General features: G+C 68.3%; 13 protein-coding genes. 5 read left to right on the top strand and 8 right to left on the bottom strand.

Going from position 1 to position 14,064, the window contains the following annotated elements:
• The first annotated feature begins 62 nt into the window (after positions 1-62).
• The gene (locus ACFSCU_RS16025) at positions 63-917 is read left to right on the top strand and encodes a CPBP family intramembrane glutamic endopeptidase (RefSeq protein ID WP_180549248.1); all 855 of its coding nucleotides are present in this window, start codon (positions 63-65) and stop codon (positions 915-917) included.
• A gap of 3 nt (positions 918-920) precedes the next feature.
• On the opposite strand, the gene ACFSCU_RS16020 is transcribed toward ACFSCU_RS16025, so the two are convergent.
• The gene (locus tag ACFSCU_RS16020) at positions 921-1,748 is read right to left on the bottom strand and encodes a proteasome-type protease (protein ID WP_180549247.1); all 828 of its coding nucleotides are present in this window, start codon (positions 1,746-1,748) and stop codon (positions 921-923) included.
• A 32-nt stretch (positions 1,749-1,780) separates the two neighbouring features.
• Entirely contained in the window at positions 1,781-4,423 is a 2,643-nt protein-coding gene (gene mutS, locus ACFSCU_RS16015) for a DNA mismatch repair protein MutS (RefSeq protein ID WP_377561139.1), read from the bottom strand.
• A 172-nt stretch (positions 4,424-4,595) separates the two neighbouring features.
• Here mutS and ACFSCU_RS16010 point away from each other — a divergent pair, with 172 nt between their 5' ends.
• Together ACFSCU_RS16010 and greB are read left to right on the top strand one after the other, a co-directional pair.
• Positions 4,596-4,958, top strand: a complete 363-nt coding sequence (locus ACFSCU_RS16010; RefSeq protein ID WP_180549246.1) for a hypothetical protein — start codon at positions 4,596-4,598, stop codon at positions 4,956-4,958.
• Between the two features lie 30 nt (positions 4,959-4,988).
• Entirely contained in the window at positions 4,989-5,555 is a 567-nt protein-coding gene (gene greB, locus ACFSCU_RS16005) for a transcription elongation factor GreB (protein ID WP_180549245.1), read from the top strand.
• 119 nt (positions 5,556-5,674) lie between these two features.
• On the opposite strand, the gene ACFSCU_RS16000 is transcribed toward greB, so the two are convergent.
• From ACFSCU_RS16000 to ACFSCU_RS15975, 6 genes are all read right to left on the bottom strand, one after another.
• Positions 5,675-7,906, bottom strand: a complete 2,232-nt coding sequence (locus ACFSCU_RS16000; protein WP_180549244.1) for a RelA/SpoT family protein — start codon at positions 7,904-7,906, stop codon at positions 5,675-5,677.
• A 125-nt stretch (positions 7,907-8,031) separates the two neighbouring features.
• Positions 8,032-8,232: a DNA-directed RNA polymerase subunit omega gene (rpoZ, locus tag ACFSCU_RS15995; RefSeq protein ID WP_180551632.1), complete on the bottom strand. Its 201-nt coding sequence runs from the start codon at positions 8,230-8,232 to the stop codon at positions 8,032-8,034.
• A 23-nt stretch (positions 8,233-8,255) separates the two neighbouring features.
• The gene (gene gmk / locus ACFSCU_RS15990; protein WP_333706924.1) at positions 8,256-8,876 is read right to left on the bottom strand and encodes a guanylate kinase; all 621 of its coding nucleotides are present in this window, start codon (positions 8,874-8,876) and stop codon (positions 8,256-8,258) included.
• Between the two features lie 61 nt (positions 8,877-8,937).
• Entirely contained in the window at positions 8,938-9,558 is a 621-nt protein-coding gene (locus tag ACFSCU_RS15985; RefSeq protein ID WP_377561138.1) for a DUF938 domain-containing protein, read from the bottom strand.
• Positions 9,559-9,638: 80 nt separating this feature from the next.
• Complete coding sequence (locus tag ACFSCU_RS15980) at positions 9,639-9,956, bottom strand: hypothetical protein (RefSeq protein WP_333706922.1); 318 nt, start codon at positions 9,954-9,956, stop codon at positions 9,639-9,641.
• A complete protein-coding gene (locus ACFSCU_RS15975) occupies positions 9,953-10,984 on the bottom strand; it encodes an LLM class flavin-dependent oxidoreductase (RefSeq protein WP_180549242.1) in 1,032 nt (343 codons plus the stop codon). The genes ACFSCU_RS15980 and ACFSCU_RS15975 overlap by 4 nt, the downstream gene beginning before the upstream one ends.
• Positions 10,985-11,333: 349 nt before the next feature.
• Here ACFSCU_RS15975 and ACFSCU_RS15970 point away from each other — a divergent pair, with 349 nt between their 5' ends.
• Together ACFSCU_RS15970 and ACFSCU_RS15965 are read left to right on the top strand one after the other, a co-directional pair.
• On the top strand, positions 11,334-12,809 hold the full coding sequence (locus ACFSCU_RS15970) for an MFS transporter (protein ID WP_180549241.1): 1,476 nt from the start codon (positions 11,334-11,336) through the stop codon (positions 12,807-12,809).
• A 69-nt stretch (positions 12,810-12,878) separates the two neighbouring features.
• Positions 12,879-14,036: a M20 aminoacylase family protein gene (locus tag ACFSCU_RS15965; RefSeq protein ID WP_180549240.1), complete on the top strand. Its 1,158-nt coding sequence runs from the start codon at positions 12,879-12,881 to the stop codon at positions 14,034-14,036.
• Positions 14,037-14,064 lie beyond the last annotated feature (28 nt).

Genomic DNA, 14,064 nt, shown 5'->3' with positions numbered 1-14,064 from the left:
CCGCATCGGCCGGGGCGCTGGCTGCGGCCATGTTTCAATGCCGTCTTTCTTTCCACCCCGCCATGCCACGTCGCCCGCCCTTCGCACCCCCGCGCCCGCAACCGCGCTGGAGCGCGCTGCCCGTGGGCCACTGGCGCTGGTGGTATGCGGTGGTGGGCGTGGCGCTGTCGCTGGGGCTGCTGTTCGCGCTGGTGCTGCTGGGCTGGGTGGGCGTGTGGGGGCAGGTGGCGCAGTTCCTGATGTTCATCGCGGTGGCGCTGGCGGTGCCGTGGGCCATCGGCCGGCGCGCCCTGGCGGCAGACTGGGGCTGGGTGCCGGCGCGGCCGTGGCGCACGGCGGTGGTGGTGGCGGTGCTCGCGGTGGTCACCTTCGCCGTGGTCGAGGCCATCGAGGCCGTCGACCCCGCCGCCGCGCAGGCCTCGGCCACCGTGATGCGCAGCTTCGGCCTGGGGCACGACACGGTGTTCGACCTGGCGCTGGTGCTGTGCATCGTGGCCCTGGCACCGCTGGGCGAGGAGCTGCTGTTCCGCGGCCTCATCTACCGCAGCCTGCGCGATGGCCTGGCGCGGCATGGGCCGCTGGGCTGGGGCGTGGCCGTGGGCGCGGCGGTGTCGGCCGGGCTGTTTGCCTGGGCGCACGGCGGCGAGGGGCAGGCCCAGCAACTGTGGCAACTGGTGGGCGTGGGCCTGGTGCTGGTGCTGGCGTACGAGCTTACGGGCTCGATCAGCGCGCCGATCCTGCTGCACAGCCTGAACAACACGCTGGCGCTGGCCACGGGCCTGGCGCGCTACCCCGATGTGCGCCTGGCACAGCCCTGGATCGAGGCCCTGGCCTGGGCCGGGCCGCTGCTCACCTTGCTATCAATACTGTTGCTGGCAGCGCTTTACCGGCGCGCGCTGCGGCCCGATTTGGCTTGAAATTCAGATCAGCCGCTCGTCGGCCTGGGTGATCTTCTTCAGCGGCGGGTGGCGCGTCGAGCACACCTTGAGCGGCACGTCGGTCGCTTCGCCGTTCCATTGCGGGTCCTCGATGCTGTCGAACACCTGGCGCAGGCGCTGGCCCCAGCTCTTGTGCAGCATCTCGAAGTAGGGGTTCTCCTGGTCGATGCAGACCACGCGGTCGCTGGCCAGCGCACCCGCTTCGTACACCACCAGGTCGAGCGGCAGGCCGACCGACAGGTTGGACATCATGGTCGAATCCATCGACACCAGCGCGCACTTGGTGGCTTCGTCCAGCGGCATCTCGGGCTCGACCACGCGGTCGAGCACGGGCTTGCCGTATTTCGATTCGCCGATCTGGAAGAACGGCGTCTCGGTGGTGGCCTCGATGAAGTTGCCGGCCGAATACACCAGGAACAGGCGCATGCCTTCACCCGCGATCTGCCCGCCCAGGATCAGCGACACGTTGAATTCGAGCCCCGCCTGCCGCAGCGCCGCGCCGTCGCGCTGGTTGATGTGGCGCACCGCCGCGCCCAGCACCTGGGCGGCGTCGAACATGCTGCGGGCGTTCCAGATCGTGATCGGGTCGCCGCTCTCCGGGTCTCGCACGGATTCGGTCTGCAGGATCTCGCGCACCGACTGCGAGATCGACAGGTTGCCGGCCGACAGCATCACCATGAAGCGGTCGCCGGCGCGTTCGTAGATCAGCATCTTGCGGAAGGTGCTGATGGCGTCGACACCCGCATTGGTGCGCGAATCCGACAGGAACACCATGCCTGCGTTGACTTTGATGGCGCAGCAGTAGGTCATTTTGCTATGGAGTATGTAGCTGCTTGCGCCCGTCAGGCCTTGGCTGCAAGCGATTTGAGCTGGTAAAGCGCGTCCAGGGCGTCGCGCGGGCTCAGGGCATCGGGGTCGATGCGGGCGAGGGCGGATTCTACGGCGCTGGGCTCGGCCGGCGCGGCGGCGGGCGGCGGCGCGAACAGATCGACCTGTGCCTGGCTGGCGCTGGCGCCTTGCTCCAGCGCGCTCAGCACATGCCGCGCATGGTTGACCACCGGCGCCGGCACGCCGGCCAGTCGCGCCACCTGGATGCCGTAGCTGCGGCTGGCCGGGCCGGGCTGCAGCTCGTGCAGGAACACGATGTCGTGACCGCTTTCGGCGGCGGCCACGTGCACGTTGACGGCCGCGTGGTGCGTGCCCGGAAACTCGGTCAGCTCGAAATAGTGCGTGGCGAACAGCGTGAAGCACTGCAGCCTGTCGTGCAGCTGCGCCGCGATGCCGCTGGCCAGCGCCAGGCCGTCGAAGGTGCTGGTGCCGCGGCCGATCTCGTCCATCAGCACCAGCGATTCGCGCGTGGCCGTGTGCAGGATCTGCGCCGCCTCGGTCATCTCGAGCATGAAGGTGGACTGCGCGTTGGCCAGGTCGTCGGCGGCGCCGATGCGGGTGTGGATGGCGTCGATGGGGCCGAGGCGGCAGCTCTGCGCCGGCACGTACGAGCCCATCGACGCCAGCAGCACGATCAGCGCCACCTGCCGCATGTAGGTGCTCTTGCCACCCATGTTGGGGCCGGTGATGACCTGCATGCGGGTCTTGGGGCCGAGCACCGTATCGTTGGCGATGAAGGGCGTGCCGCTGGTCTCGGCCAGGCGCGCTTCGACCACCGGGTGGCGGCCGGCGCGGATCTCGATGCAGGGTTCGCGCACGAATTGCGGCGCGCACCAGTTCAGCGTGAGCGAGCGCTCGGCCAGCGCGCTCAGCGCATCCAGCGCCGCGATGGCGCGGGCAAAGCGGGTGAGCTGCGGCACGTGCGGCTGCAGTTCGGCCAGCAGGTGCTCGTACAGCCATTTCTCGCGCGCCAGGGCGCGCTCCTGCGCGCTCAGGGCCTTGTCCTCGAAGGCCTTGAGTTCGGGCGTGATGAAGCGCTCGGCGTTCTTCAGCGTCTGGCGGCGGCGGTAGTCGTCGGGCACTTTCGAGGCCTGGCCTTGCGTGACCTCGATGTAGAAGCCGTGCACCTTGTTGAACTGCACGCGCAGGTTATGGATGCCGGTGCGCTGGCGCTCGCGCGCTTCCAGGTCGATCAGGAAGGCGTCGCAGTTTTCCGAGATGGCGCGCAGTTCGTCCAGTTCGGCGTCCAGCCCCGGCGCGATCACGCCACCGTCGCGGATCAGCGCCGCGGGTTCGTCGAGCAGCGCGGTGCGCAGCAGATCGAGCGCTTCGGCGGGCGGTGCCAGGTCGGCGGAGATTTGAGCCAAAAGTGGCTCTGGCGCCCGTCCCACCAGCGCCAGAAGCTCATGTTTTTGTAGTGCGTGGCGCAACGCCACCAACTCGCGCGGGCGCACCTGGTTCAAGGCCAGGCGGGCGCTGATGCGCTCCACGTCGCTGGTGCCCTTGAGCTGCGCGCGCAGCTTCTGCCACAAGCCGTCGCGCAGCGCGCCGATGGCCTGCAGGCGCGCGCTGGCCTGGGCCCGGTCGCGCGCGGGCGCCAGCAGCCAGCTTTTCAGCAGGCGGCTGCCCATGCCGGTCATGCAGGTGTCGAGCAGCGAGAACACGGTGGGTGCGTCCTCGCCGCGCAGCGTCTGTACCAGTTCCAGGTTGCGGCGCGTGGTGGCGGGCAGGTCGATTAGCTCACCCGGCCGCTCGACCATCACGCCGCGCACGTGCGTCAGCGCGCGGCCCTGCGTGTGCTCGGCATACGTGAGCAGCGCGGCGGCGGCGGCGTGGGCGTGGGGCAGGTCTTCGGCGTTCCAGGCGGCCAGGCTGGCGGTCTGCAACTGCGCCAGCAGCTTGCGGCGGCCCAGGGCGGCGTCGAACTGGAATTCGGGCCGGTGGGTGAGGGCGGGTGCGCGGCCCGCGGCGGGGCGCACGTCCTTCAGGCGCTGCTCGAAGGCGGGCGTGGCGTCCTGGGGCAGCAGCAGCTCGCTGGGCGCCACGCGCTCCAGCCAGCCGGGCAGTTCGTCGGCCGCGCATTCGGCCAGGTGCACCTGGCCCTGCGTTACCGCCAGCCAGGCCAGGCCGCAGCGGTTGCGTGGCCCCGCGTGCAAGGCCAGCAGGATGGATTCGCTCTTGTCGCTCAGCAGTTCGCTGTCTGTCAGCGTGCCGGGCGTGACCACGCGCACCACCTTGCGCTCCACCGGGCCTTTGCTGGTGGCCACGTCGCCCACCTGCTCGCAGATGGCCACCGATTCGCCCAGCTTGATCAGGCGCGCCAGATAGCCTTCGACCGAATGGAAGGGCACGCCCGCCATCGGAATCGGTTGCCCGGCCGACTGGCCGCGCGTGGTGAGCGTGATGTCGAGCAGCGCCGCGGCTCGTTCGGCGTCGGCGTAGAACATCTCGTAGAAGTCACCCATGCGGTAGAACAGCAGGGTGTCAGGGAAGTCGGCCTTCAGGCGCAGATACTGCGCCATCATCGGCGTGTGGGCGGCGCCGGCGCTGGGGGCTTGTGCGGCGGGGGTGGGTTCTGGCGGTACGGCTCTGCTCATGTCACGGCCCGGCCGGGCGGGGCCGGCGCTGATGTGGCCGGCCCACCGGCGTGGATTTTTCGCGGCATCTTACGCTGCGCGCCGGCGGTGGCGCCACGCGGCGGCAGCGTCTGGCAGCCACACAAAAGCCGCCCGGTTTGAAATCGGGACAAGTGCCCCTATATGTGGGGGCATGAGTCACGAAATCAAAGGAAACATCACCCTCCCCGAATGGCCGAACTACGACGGCGAATCGATTTGCATGCAGGACGCGAGCTACCACACGCCGTGCTGGCGCCACTGGCTGAACCGCCAGAAGGTTTCGGGCATGCCCGACCTGACCTGGGACGAACTGCATGGCCTGTGGACCGAGACCTTCGGCGCCGTCGAGACGGCCGCGCCCAAGAACACCAGCGTGGCCGCGATCGAACGCCTGCTGCAAAAGCCCCCGCGCCAGCCAGCCGATGGGCGTGCGCACGGCAGAGGCGGCGCCCGCCTGACGCTGCCCAGCACGCCCTTCGTGGGCAGCTTCTACACCCAGGGCAAGCCATCGTGACCATGGCTTGAGGCAGGAAGGGCTCGATCCGTGAGCAAGGCCTTCACCCGCGAGACCGATGGCGGCGACGATGATGACGACATCGCACTGCCGCCGCTGCCTGTGGGCGGCAAGAACTACATCACGCCGCAGGGCTATGCGCGCCTGCGCGGCGAATTGCTGACGCTGATCGACGACGAGCGGCCGAAGGTGGTGGAGACCGTGCACTGGGCGGCCAAGAACGGCGACCGCAGCGAGAACGGCGACTACCTGTACGGCAAGAAGCGCCTGCGCGAGATCGACCGCCGCATCCGCTTTCTGACCAAGCGGCTGGAGGTGGCCGAGGTGACCGACCCGAGCGTGCACCATGGCGGCGAGCAGGTGTTCTTCGGCGCGCGCGTGACCTATGCCGATGACGACAGCGCCGAGCGCAGCGTCACCATCAAGGGCATCGACGAGGTGGACAACAGCCAGGGCGAGGTGAGTTGGATCAGCCCCATCGCCCGCACCCTGCTGCGCGCGCGCGTGGGCGACGTGCTGCAACTGCCGACGCCCGCGGGCGTGAAGGAGATCGAGGTGCTGGCGGTGGCGTACCCGGCGCCGGCCGGGCCGGCGTAGCGACGCAGGCTGCAGGCTGCGTGGGAATTCTCTCCGCCGAACATCTCATGGGGAGTATAGGCTTGTTGCGCCCGTCACACGGGCGCTAGCGGCCAGGTAGTTGGGGAGTATGTGCGGAATCAACCCGCCGCCGGCATGATGCGCGCCGCGCGCAGCACCGACTGCGTGCGCCGCAGGTGGCGCAGCACGGTGTCGAGGTGCTCGCGGTCGCGCACGGTGATGACGAAGCGCAGGTCCAGCGCGTCCTGCGCGGCTTCGTCGGTCATGCCCATGTGCACGATGTCGGCCTCGGCCGCGGCCATGGCGGCGGCCACGCGGGCCAGCACGCCCTTGCCGTTGACCACGGTGACGACCACGCCGACCTCGAAGTTGCGCACCGGCTCGTCGGCCCAGGCCACGGTGATGAAGCGCTCGGCGTCCTTGTTCTGCAGGCGGCGCGCCACGGCGCAGTCGTCGGTGTGCACCACCAGGCCTTCGCCGCGGCCCAGGTAGCCCAGCACGCCGTCGCCGGGGATGGGGCGGCAGCAGGTGGCGTACTTCACCGTGGTGTTGGGCGCGCCGTCCAGGATCACGGCGCCTTGCGACAGGTTCTCGTGCGCCGTGTAGCGCGCGTGGGTCAGCATCAGCGCGTCGGGCCGCACGCCGCTGGCCGCCAGCATGGTGACCAGGCGCTTGGCCACCATGTTGGCGCTGCGCTTGCCCAGGCCGATGTCGGTCATCATTTCCTCGCGCGTGCGGTTGCCGGTGAAGCGCAGCAGCTTGTCCCACAGCGGCTTGTCGGTTTCCTCCTGGCCGGGCGGCTGGCCCACGCCTTCGGCGCGCAGCGCCTGCGCCAGCAGCTTCTCGCCCAGTTCGCGCGACTCGTTCTGCGCCAGCCCCTTCAGGTGACTGCGGATGCGCGAGCGAGCGCGGCCTGTGCGCACGAAGCCCAGCCACGCCGGGTTGGGGGTGGAGACGGGCGCGGTGATGATCTCGATCACGTCGCCGTTGTGCAGCTCGGTGCGCAGCGGCACCTGCTCGCCATTGACCTTGGCGGCCACGGCGTGGTCACCGATGTTGCTGTGGATGGCGTAGGCGAAATCGACCACCGTGGCGCCCTGCGGCAGCGCCATGATCTGGCCCTTGGGCGTGAACATGTAGACCGCGTCGGGCACGAGATCGACCTTGATGTGCTCCCAGAACTCGGTGGCGTCGCGCGTCTCGTTCTGGATGTCGAGCAGCGACTGCAGCCACTTGGTGCCCAGCTCGTCGCCGCCCTCGGTCTTGCCGGCCTTGTACAGCCAGTGCGCGGCCACGCCGGCCTCGGCCACCAGGTCCATGGCGTCGGTGCGGATCTGGAACTCGATGTTGATGCTGGCCGGCCCCACCAGCGTGGTGTGCAGCGACTGGTAGCCGTTGACCTTGGGGATGGCGATGTAGTCCTTGAAGCGGCCCGGCACCGGCTTGTACAGCTGGTGCAGCAGGCCCAGCGCGGTGTAGCAGCTGATGGTGTTGAGCAGCACCACGCGCACGCCGTACAAATCGTTCACCTGCGCGAACGACAGGTGCTTGTCGTCCATCTTGCGGTAGATGGAGTAGAGCGTCTTCTCGCGGCCGATGATGTGCGCCGTCAGGCCGGCATCGGTCAGCGCGGCCAGCACCTCGGCCTGCACCTTCTGGATCAGGTCGCGCCGGCGCTGGCGCGCCTTGTGCACGGCCTTGGCCAGCACCACGTAGCGCCACGGCTTGAGGTGGCGGAAGGCCAGGTCCTGCAGCTCGCGGTAGGCCTGGTTCAGGCCCAGGCGGTGGGCGATGGGGGCGTAGATCTCGATGGTTTCGGTGCTGATGCGGCCCCATTTGCTGCGCGGCATGTCGCCTATGGTGCGCATGTTGTGCAGGCGGTCGGCCAGCTTGACCAGGATCACGCGCACGTCGCGCGCCATGGCCAGCAGCATCTTGCGGAAGGATTCGGCCTGGCCTTCCTCGCGCGTGCTGAACTGCAATTTGTCGAGCTTGGTGAGGCCATCGACCAGCTCGGCCACCGGGGCGCCGAACTCCTCCACCAGGTCGGCCTTGGTCACGCCGCAGTCTTCCATCGCGTCGTGCAGCAGCGCGGCCATCAGGGCGTGGGCGTCCAGCTTCCATTCGGTGCATTGCGCCGCCACGGCGATGGGGTGGGTGATGTAGGGCTCGCCGCTGTGGCGCAACTGGCCCAGATGCGCCTGGTCGGCAAAGCGGTAGGCGCGGCGCACCAGTTCGACGTCGGCCGGATCCAGGTAATCGAGCTTGGCCTCGAGTGCGGCAAAGCTGGCAGCGGCGGCGTTGGCGGCGGCCATGGGCTGCTCGATGATCGGCGGCATGACGGATCCCATGGCCCCTAATTTAACCGGGCTGTCACCAATTTGTGCAGCTGCAACGAGAAAGGCGCCCCGCGGGGCGCCTTTGCTGGGCTGGAAGCGACAGGCGCTGGCAGCCGTTGAGCGGTGCTCGGTAACTTTCAGGGCACTTTCTTGAGCATTTCCAGGCCCACCTTGCCGGCGGCGATCTCGCGCAGCGCGGTCACGCCGGGTTTGTTGCGCGTTTCGATCTTGGGCGTGTGGCCCTGGCTCAGCATGCGGGCGCGGTAGGTGGCGGCCAGCACCAGCTGGAAACGGTTGGGGATCTGCTCGAGGCAGTCTTCGACAGTGATGCGGGCCATGGGGGCGGTCTCTCCGGGAGGTGTCAGGCGATGCCGAGGGCTTGGAAGGTGTCGGCGCGGGCGCTTTTCTGGGCGATGTAGCGCAGGCGCTGCGCGTGAACAATGGTTTTCAGGTCGAAAAGCGCACGTTCAAATACCTCATTGATTATAACGAAGTCGAAGTGCTGGGCCTGCGCCAGCTCTTCGCGGGCATTGGCCAGCCGCAGTTCGATCACGTCGGGCGCGTCCTCGCCGCGGCGGGTCAGGCGCGAGCGCAGTTCTTCCCAGCTGGGCGGCAGCACGAACACCAGGATGGCGTCGGGAAACAGCTTCTGGATCTGCAGCGCGCCCTGCCAGTCGATCTCCAGCACCACGTCGCCGCCGGCGGCGATGCGCGCCTCGATGGCCTGGCGCGAGGTGCCGTAGCGGTTGCCGTGCACCAGCGCCCATTCGAGGAAGTCGCCGGCGGCGATCTTGGCGTCGAACGCCTCGTTGCTGATGAAGAAGTACTCGCGGCCGTCCTTCTCTTGCCCGCGCGGCGCGCGCGTGGTGTGCGAGATGGAGGGCGCCACGCCGGCGTCGACCTCCAGCAGCGCATTGACCAGGGTGGATTTGCCCGATCCGCTGGGCGCAGCGACGACGAAGAGATTGCCAGGATGGTCCATAGGTGGTGGGCGCGAGCAGCTATTGATTCAGGAGTGGCCGTGCCACCCGATGGCGCGGATTTTAGCGATGGCGCCCGAACACCAGCAGCAGGTTGTTGGCCGGCAGGGCGTGGCGCTGGGTGAGCTGCAGCCCCGCCGCCTGCGCCGTGCGCTGCACCTCGTCCAGCTGGCGCAAGCCCCAGGCGGGGCGGCGGCGGCGCAAGTCGGCGTCGAAGGCCAGGTTGCTGGGGGCGGTGGGCACGCCGTGCTCGATGAAGGGGCCGTACACCACCAGGTGCCCCTCGGGCGCGAGGTGACGGGCGGCGCCGGCCATCAACCCGGCGCAGCAAGGCCAGGGGCTGATGTGCAGCAGGTTGGCGGCGTAGACCAGGTCGAACGGCTCGGCAAACGGCTCGCCGTCGGACGGCCAGGGGGCGTCCAGCACATCCAGCCGCCGCGGCCGGGCGACGTTGGTGGCGCCGGTCTGCAAGGCCCAGCCACGGATGGTGCCGAAGCCTGCGTCGTCCACGTCGGTCGGTTGCCAGTGCCAGCCGGGCAGGGCGGCGGCGAAATGCGCGACGTGCTGGCCGGTGCCGCTGGCAATCTCCAGCGCCCGGCCTTCGGCGCCCAGCAGGCCGCGCAGCACGGCCAGGATGGGGCCCTGGTTGCGCTCGGCGGCGGGGCTGTGGGGCAGGGTGGGCATGTGATGGGTTTCAGGTGTTTTTGGCCTCTGGCGCTTATCCAGTAAGCGCAAGCAGCTATATAAAGTGTAGTGATCCGTGGTCAGCGGCAGTGCACCATCCCCTCGGCAGGGGCGGCATCGCCCGTGATGGGGGTGCAGCGTGGCGCCGCCTCGGGCGCCGGTGCCATGCGTTCGCGGATGACGATGCCGCTGCCGTCGGCCTCGTCCGGCTTCGACGACATGGCATCGATGCCCGCACCGATCGCCTTGCCCGTCAGGCTGACGCCGGTGGACACCACCGCGCCGGTGACCGAGATGGCGGCACCGGCGGTGGCGCTGGCCACGGCGCAACCTTCGGCCAGCCAGGTGGACGCGAGCAGCACTGCGCACAGGGCCGCGCGCGGGCCGGCCTGCTTCATGCGCCCGTGGTGCTGGCCGTCACGCCGCCCTGGCGCACCTGGGCGGCGATGTCGAGCGAGCGCAGGCGCAGCGCCGGGTCGTAGAGGTCGCAGGTGAAGATCATCTCGTCGCAGCCGGTCTCGGCGGCCAGCGCCTGCAGGCCCTGGCGCACGGTGTCTGGCGAGCCGATGACGGCGCAGGCCAGGAAGTCGGCGATGCCGGCCTTCTCCTGCGCGCTCAGGCGCTCGAAGAAGCCCTCCTGCGGCGGCTGCAGCAGCCCGCGCGCGCCACGCAGGATGCCCAGCACGCGCTGGAAGATGCTGCTGGCCAGGTAGGTGGCTTCCGCGTCGCTGGGCGCGGCCACCAGCGGCACGCCGATCATCACGTAAGGCTTTTCGCACTGGGCCGAGGGCTTGAAGCCGCGCCGGTACACCTCGATCGCCTGCAGCAGCATGGCCGGCGCGAAATGCGAGGCGAAGGCGTAGGGCAGGCCGCGCTCGGCCGCCAGCTGGGCGCTGAACAGGCTGGAGCCCAGCAGCCAGATGGGCACCTGCGTGCCGGCGCCGGGGTTGGCGATCAGCTTCTGGCCCGCCCTGGGCTCGCCCAGCAGGTGCTGCAGCTCGGCCACGTCGCGCGGGAAGTCGTCCACCGTCTCCACGCGGTCGCGGCGCAGCGCGCGCATGGTCATCGGGTCGGTGCCGGGGGCGCGACCCAGGCCCAGGTCGATGCGGCCGGGGTACAGCTCGGCCAGGGTACCGAAGCTCTCGGCCACCGTCAGCGGCGGGTGGTTGGGCAGCATCACCCCGCCCGAGCCGACGCGGATGCGCTGCGTGCCGCCGGCAATGTGGCCCACCAGCACGGCGGTGGCCGAACTGGCGATGCCCGCCATGTTGTGGTGCTCGGCCAGCCAGTAACGGGTGAAGCCCAGGCGCTCGGCGTGCTGCGCGGTCTGCAGCGACACGGCCAGCGCGTCGGCCACGCTGTGGCCCTCGCGCACCGGCACCAGGTCGAGCATGGAGAAGGCGATGTCTTTCAGTGCTTTGGTCATGCCCGTATTGTGGTGCGTTCGCGCCCGGCCTGCAGGCGGTGGGTGGGCAGTGCGCCGGCTGCCGACCATCGTCGCCGGGCCGCAACAGCTGTCATTTTTGCCGGCCACACTCGGTTTGATGCACGTCAAAGAAGCAGCGGCTGAAAGTTGAAGATTGCAACTGATGGTCGTAACATTTCAACTGTTGAATAGTTCAACTTGTCAAGAGGGGAGCCCTTCAGATGCCATCAGCCACCGACCGAACCGCAGCCAGCGTCCCCGGCGCTCGACTGCCTTGTTTGCCCTGTGCCCCTGCGGCGTCCTGCCGCTTCTCGCCCCTTGTCTGAAACCGAATCGAGGAGATTCACACATGAGTACCGTCGCCGCTTCCGCCGGCAATAGCCAGGCCGTCGCCTTCAAGGGCAACGACAAGCTGCTGTTCGGCATGATCATGGGCGTGATCGCGTTCTGGCTGTTTGCCCAGACCACGCTCAACATCGCGCCCGACATGCAGAAGGACCTCGGCATCGAGGCCAACCTGATGAACATCGCCGTGGCCATCACGTCCCTGTTCTCGGGGATGTTCATCGTGGTGATGGGCGGCCTGGCCGACCGCATCGGGCGCGTGCGCATCATGAACCTGGGTTTCATCCTCAGCATCGTGGGTGCGCTGATGATCGCCCTGACGCCCACGGGCGCCATGTCCACCCCGTTCCTGATGCTCGGCCGCGCCATCCAGGGCGTGTCGGCGGCCTGCATCATGCCCGCCAGCCTGGCCTTGGTGAAGACCTATTGGGACGGCGCCGAACGCCAGCGTGCGGTGTCGATGTGGTCGATCGGCTCGTGGGGCGGCTCGGGCCTGTGCGCGCTGTTCGGCGGCCTGATGACGCAGAACTTCGGCTGGCGCTCGATCTTCTTTGCCTGTGCGGCGGTGTCCGTGCTGGGCATGCTGATGATCCGCGGCACGCCCGAGAGCAAGGTCGACAGCGACGGCAACGCCACGCTTGACTTGGCCGGCATCGTGACCTTCATGGTCGGCATGGTGGGCCTGCAGATCGTGATCACGCAAGGCAACAAGCTCGGCTGGACGAGCCCCTTCATCCTGACGGCTGCTGCCTTGACCGTGGTGGCTGGCGTGCTGTTCTTCATGGCCGAAGGCAAGGCCGGCAAGCCGTTCATCGACTTCAAGCTGTTCGACAACAAGATCTTCACCGGCGCCACCATCTCCAACTTCATGCTCAACGGCGTGGCCGGCATGCTGATCGTGTCGCTGCAGCTGGTGCAGCTGGGTGGCAACATGAACGCGCAACAGGCCGGCATGCTGACGCTGGGCTACGCCATCGCCATCATCGCCTTCATACGCGTGGGTGAAAAGTTGCTGCAGCGCTTCGGCTCGCGCAAACCCATGATGTGGGGTTGCCTGATCACGGGCCTGTCGATCATCCTGCTGATGCCCACCAACCTCATGCTGGGCGACTACAAGGTTCTGGCCGTGATCGCCTACATCCTGTTCGGCATTGGCCTGGCCTTCTACGCCACGCCTTCGACCGACGCCGCGCTGTCCAACCTGCCCGCCGCACAGGCCGGCTCGGGCTCGGGCATCTACAAGATGGCTTCTTCGCTCGGTGGCGCCTTCGGCGTGGCCATCTCGGCGGCCATCTTCACGGCCCTGCGCGCCAACAACGACAGCATCCACTGGCTGGAAGGCGTGATCACCTTCGTCGGCCGCCAGGACAACGTGGCCATCCGCGAGGCCGCCATCATCGCCCTCGGCTTCAACCTGCTGATGGTGGTGTTCGCCATGATCTCGATCATGCTCACCATCCCGAAAGGCAAGAAGGCCTGATGGCCTGACCGGCTCGCGCCGCCATGGCGCGAGCCCATTCCATAAACATCGATTCCAGGAGATAGACCAATGACCGCCATCCTTGAAAAAGTGAACGCTGACAAGGGCAAGATCGAAAGCCACTTCCACTACCTGCATCAGAACCCGGGCGTGGCCTTCGAGGAGCAGACCGCTGCCACCTACATCGCCGGCAAGCTGCGCGAATGGGGGTACGAAGTGACCGAGGGCATCGGCAAGACGGGCGTCGTCGGCCAGCTCAAGGTGGGCGACGGCAAGGCCCGCATCGGGCTGCGCGCCGACACCGATGCCCTGCCGGTGCAGGAGGGTTCCGACCTGCCGTACAAGAGCAAGATCGAAGGCAAGTCGCACATGTGCGGGCACGATGCGCACAGCGCCATGCTGCTGGGCGCGGCCGAATACCTGGCGAAGACGAAGAACTTCAACGGCACGCTGAACGTGATCTTCCAGCCCGCCGAGGAGGTGATGGCCGGCGCGCCCGCCATGATCGCCGACGGCCTGTTCGAGAAGTTTCCGATGGACGTGATCTTCGGCATGCACAACATGCCCGGCCTGCCGGTGGGCAAGCTGCACTTCACCGGCGGCCCGATCATGGCCGCGGTGGACAACTGGGAGATCGAACTCACCGGCGTCGGCAGCCACGGCTCCATGCCCGAAAAGAGCATCGACCCGCTGGTGGCCGGCGCGGCGCTGGTGATGTCGCTGCAGACCATCGTCTCGCGCAACGTGGCGCCGATGGACGCCGCCGTCGTCAGCGTCGGGGCGTTCCTGGCGGGCAACGCGGGCAACGTGATCCCGCAGAACGCCATCCTGCGCATGAGCACCCGCACCCGCAAGCCCGAGACGCGCCAGATGGTGCTGGACAAGATCCGCTCCATCACCAAGGCCACGGCCGAGGCGTACAACGTCAAGTTCGAGATCCGCGAGGGCCAGCCGGGCGCCATCCTGATCAACGACGAGGCCAACACCGACAAATGCATCGACATCGCGCGGCAGGTGCTGGGCGACGACAACGTCGTCACGCCTGGCCCCACCTTCATGGGCAGCGAGGACTTCGCCTTCTACGCCCAGAAGGTGCCGGGCGTGTACTGCTTCGTCGGCAACGGCGACACGCCCAACGTGCACCACCCGATGTACGTGTTCGACCAGAAGAACCTGCCGGTCGGTGCGGCGTACTGGGTGGCGGTGGCTGAGGCCTACCTGAAGTGAACCCCCGGACGGTCGATTCCTGCACGGT

The sequence above is a fragment of the Ottowia beijingensis genome (assembly GCF_042680925.1).
In the GTDB taxonomy this organism is placed as follows: domain Bacteria; phylum Pseudomonadota; class Gammaproteobacteria; order Burkholderiales; family Burkholderiaceae_C; genus Ottowia; species Ottowia beijingensis.
This window is presented reverse-complemented; position numbering and strand designations above follow the sequence as displayed.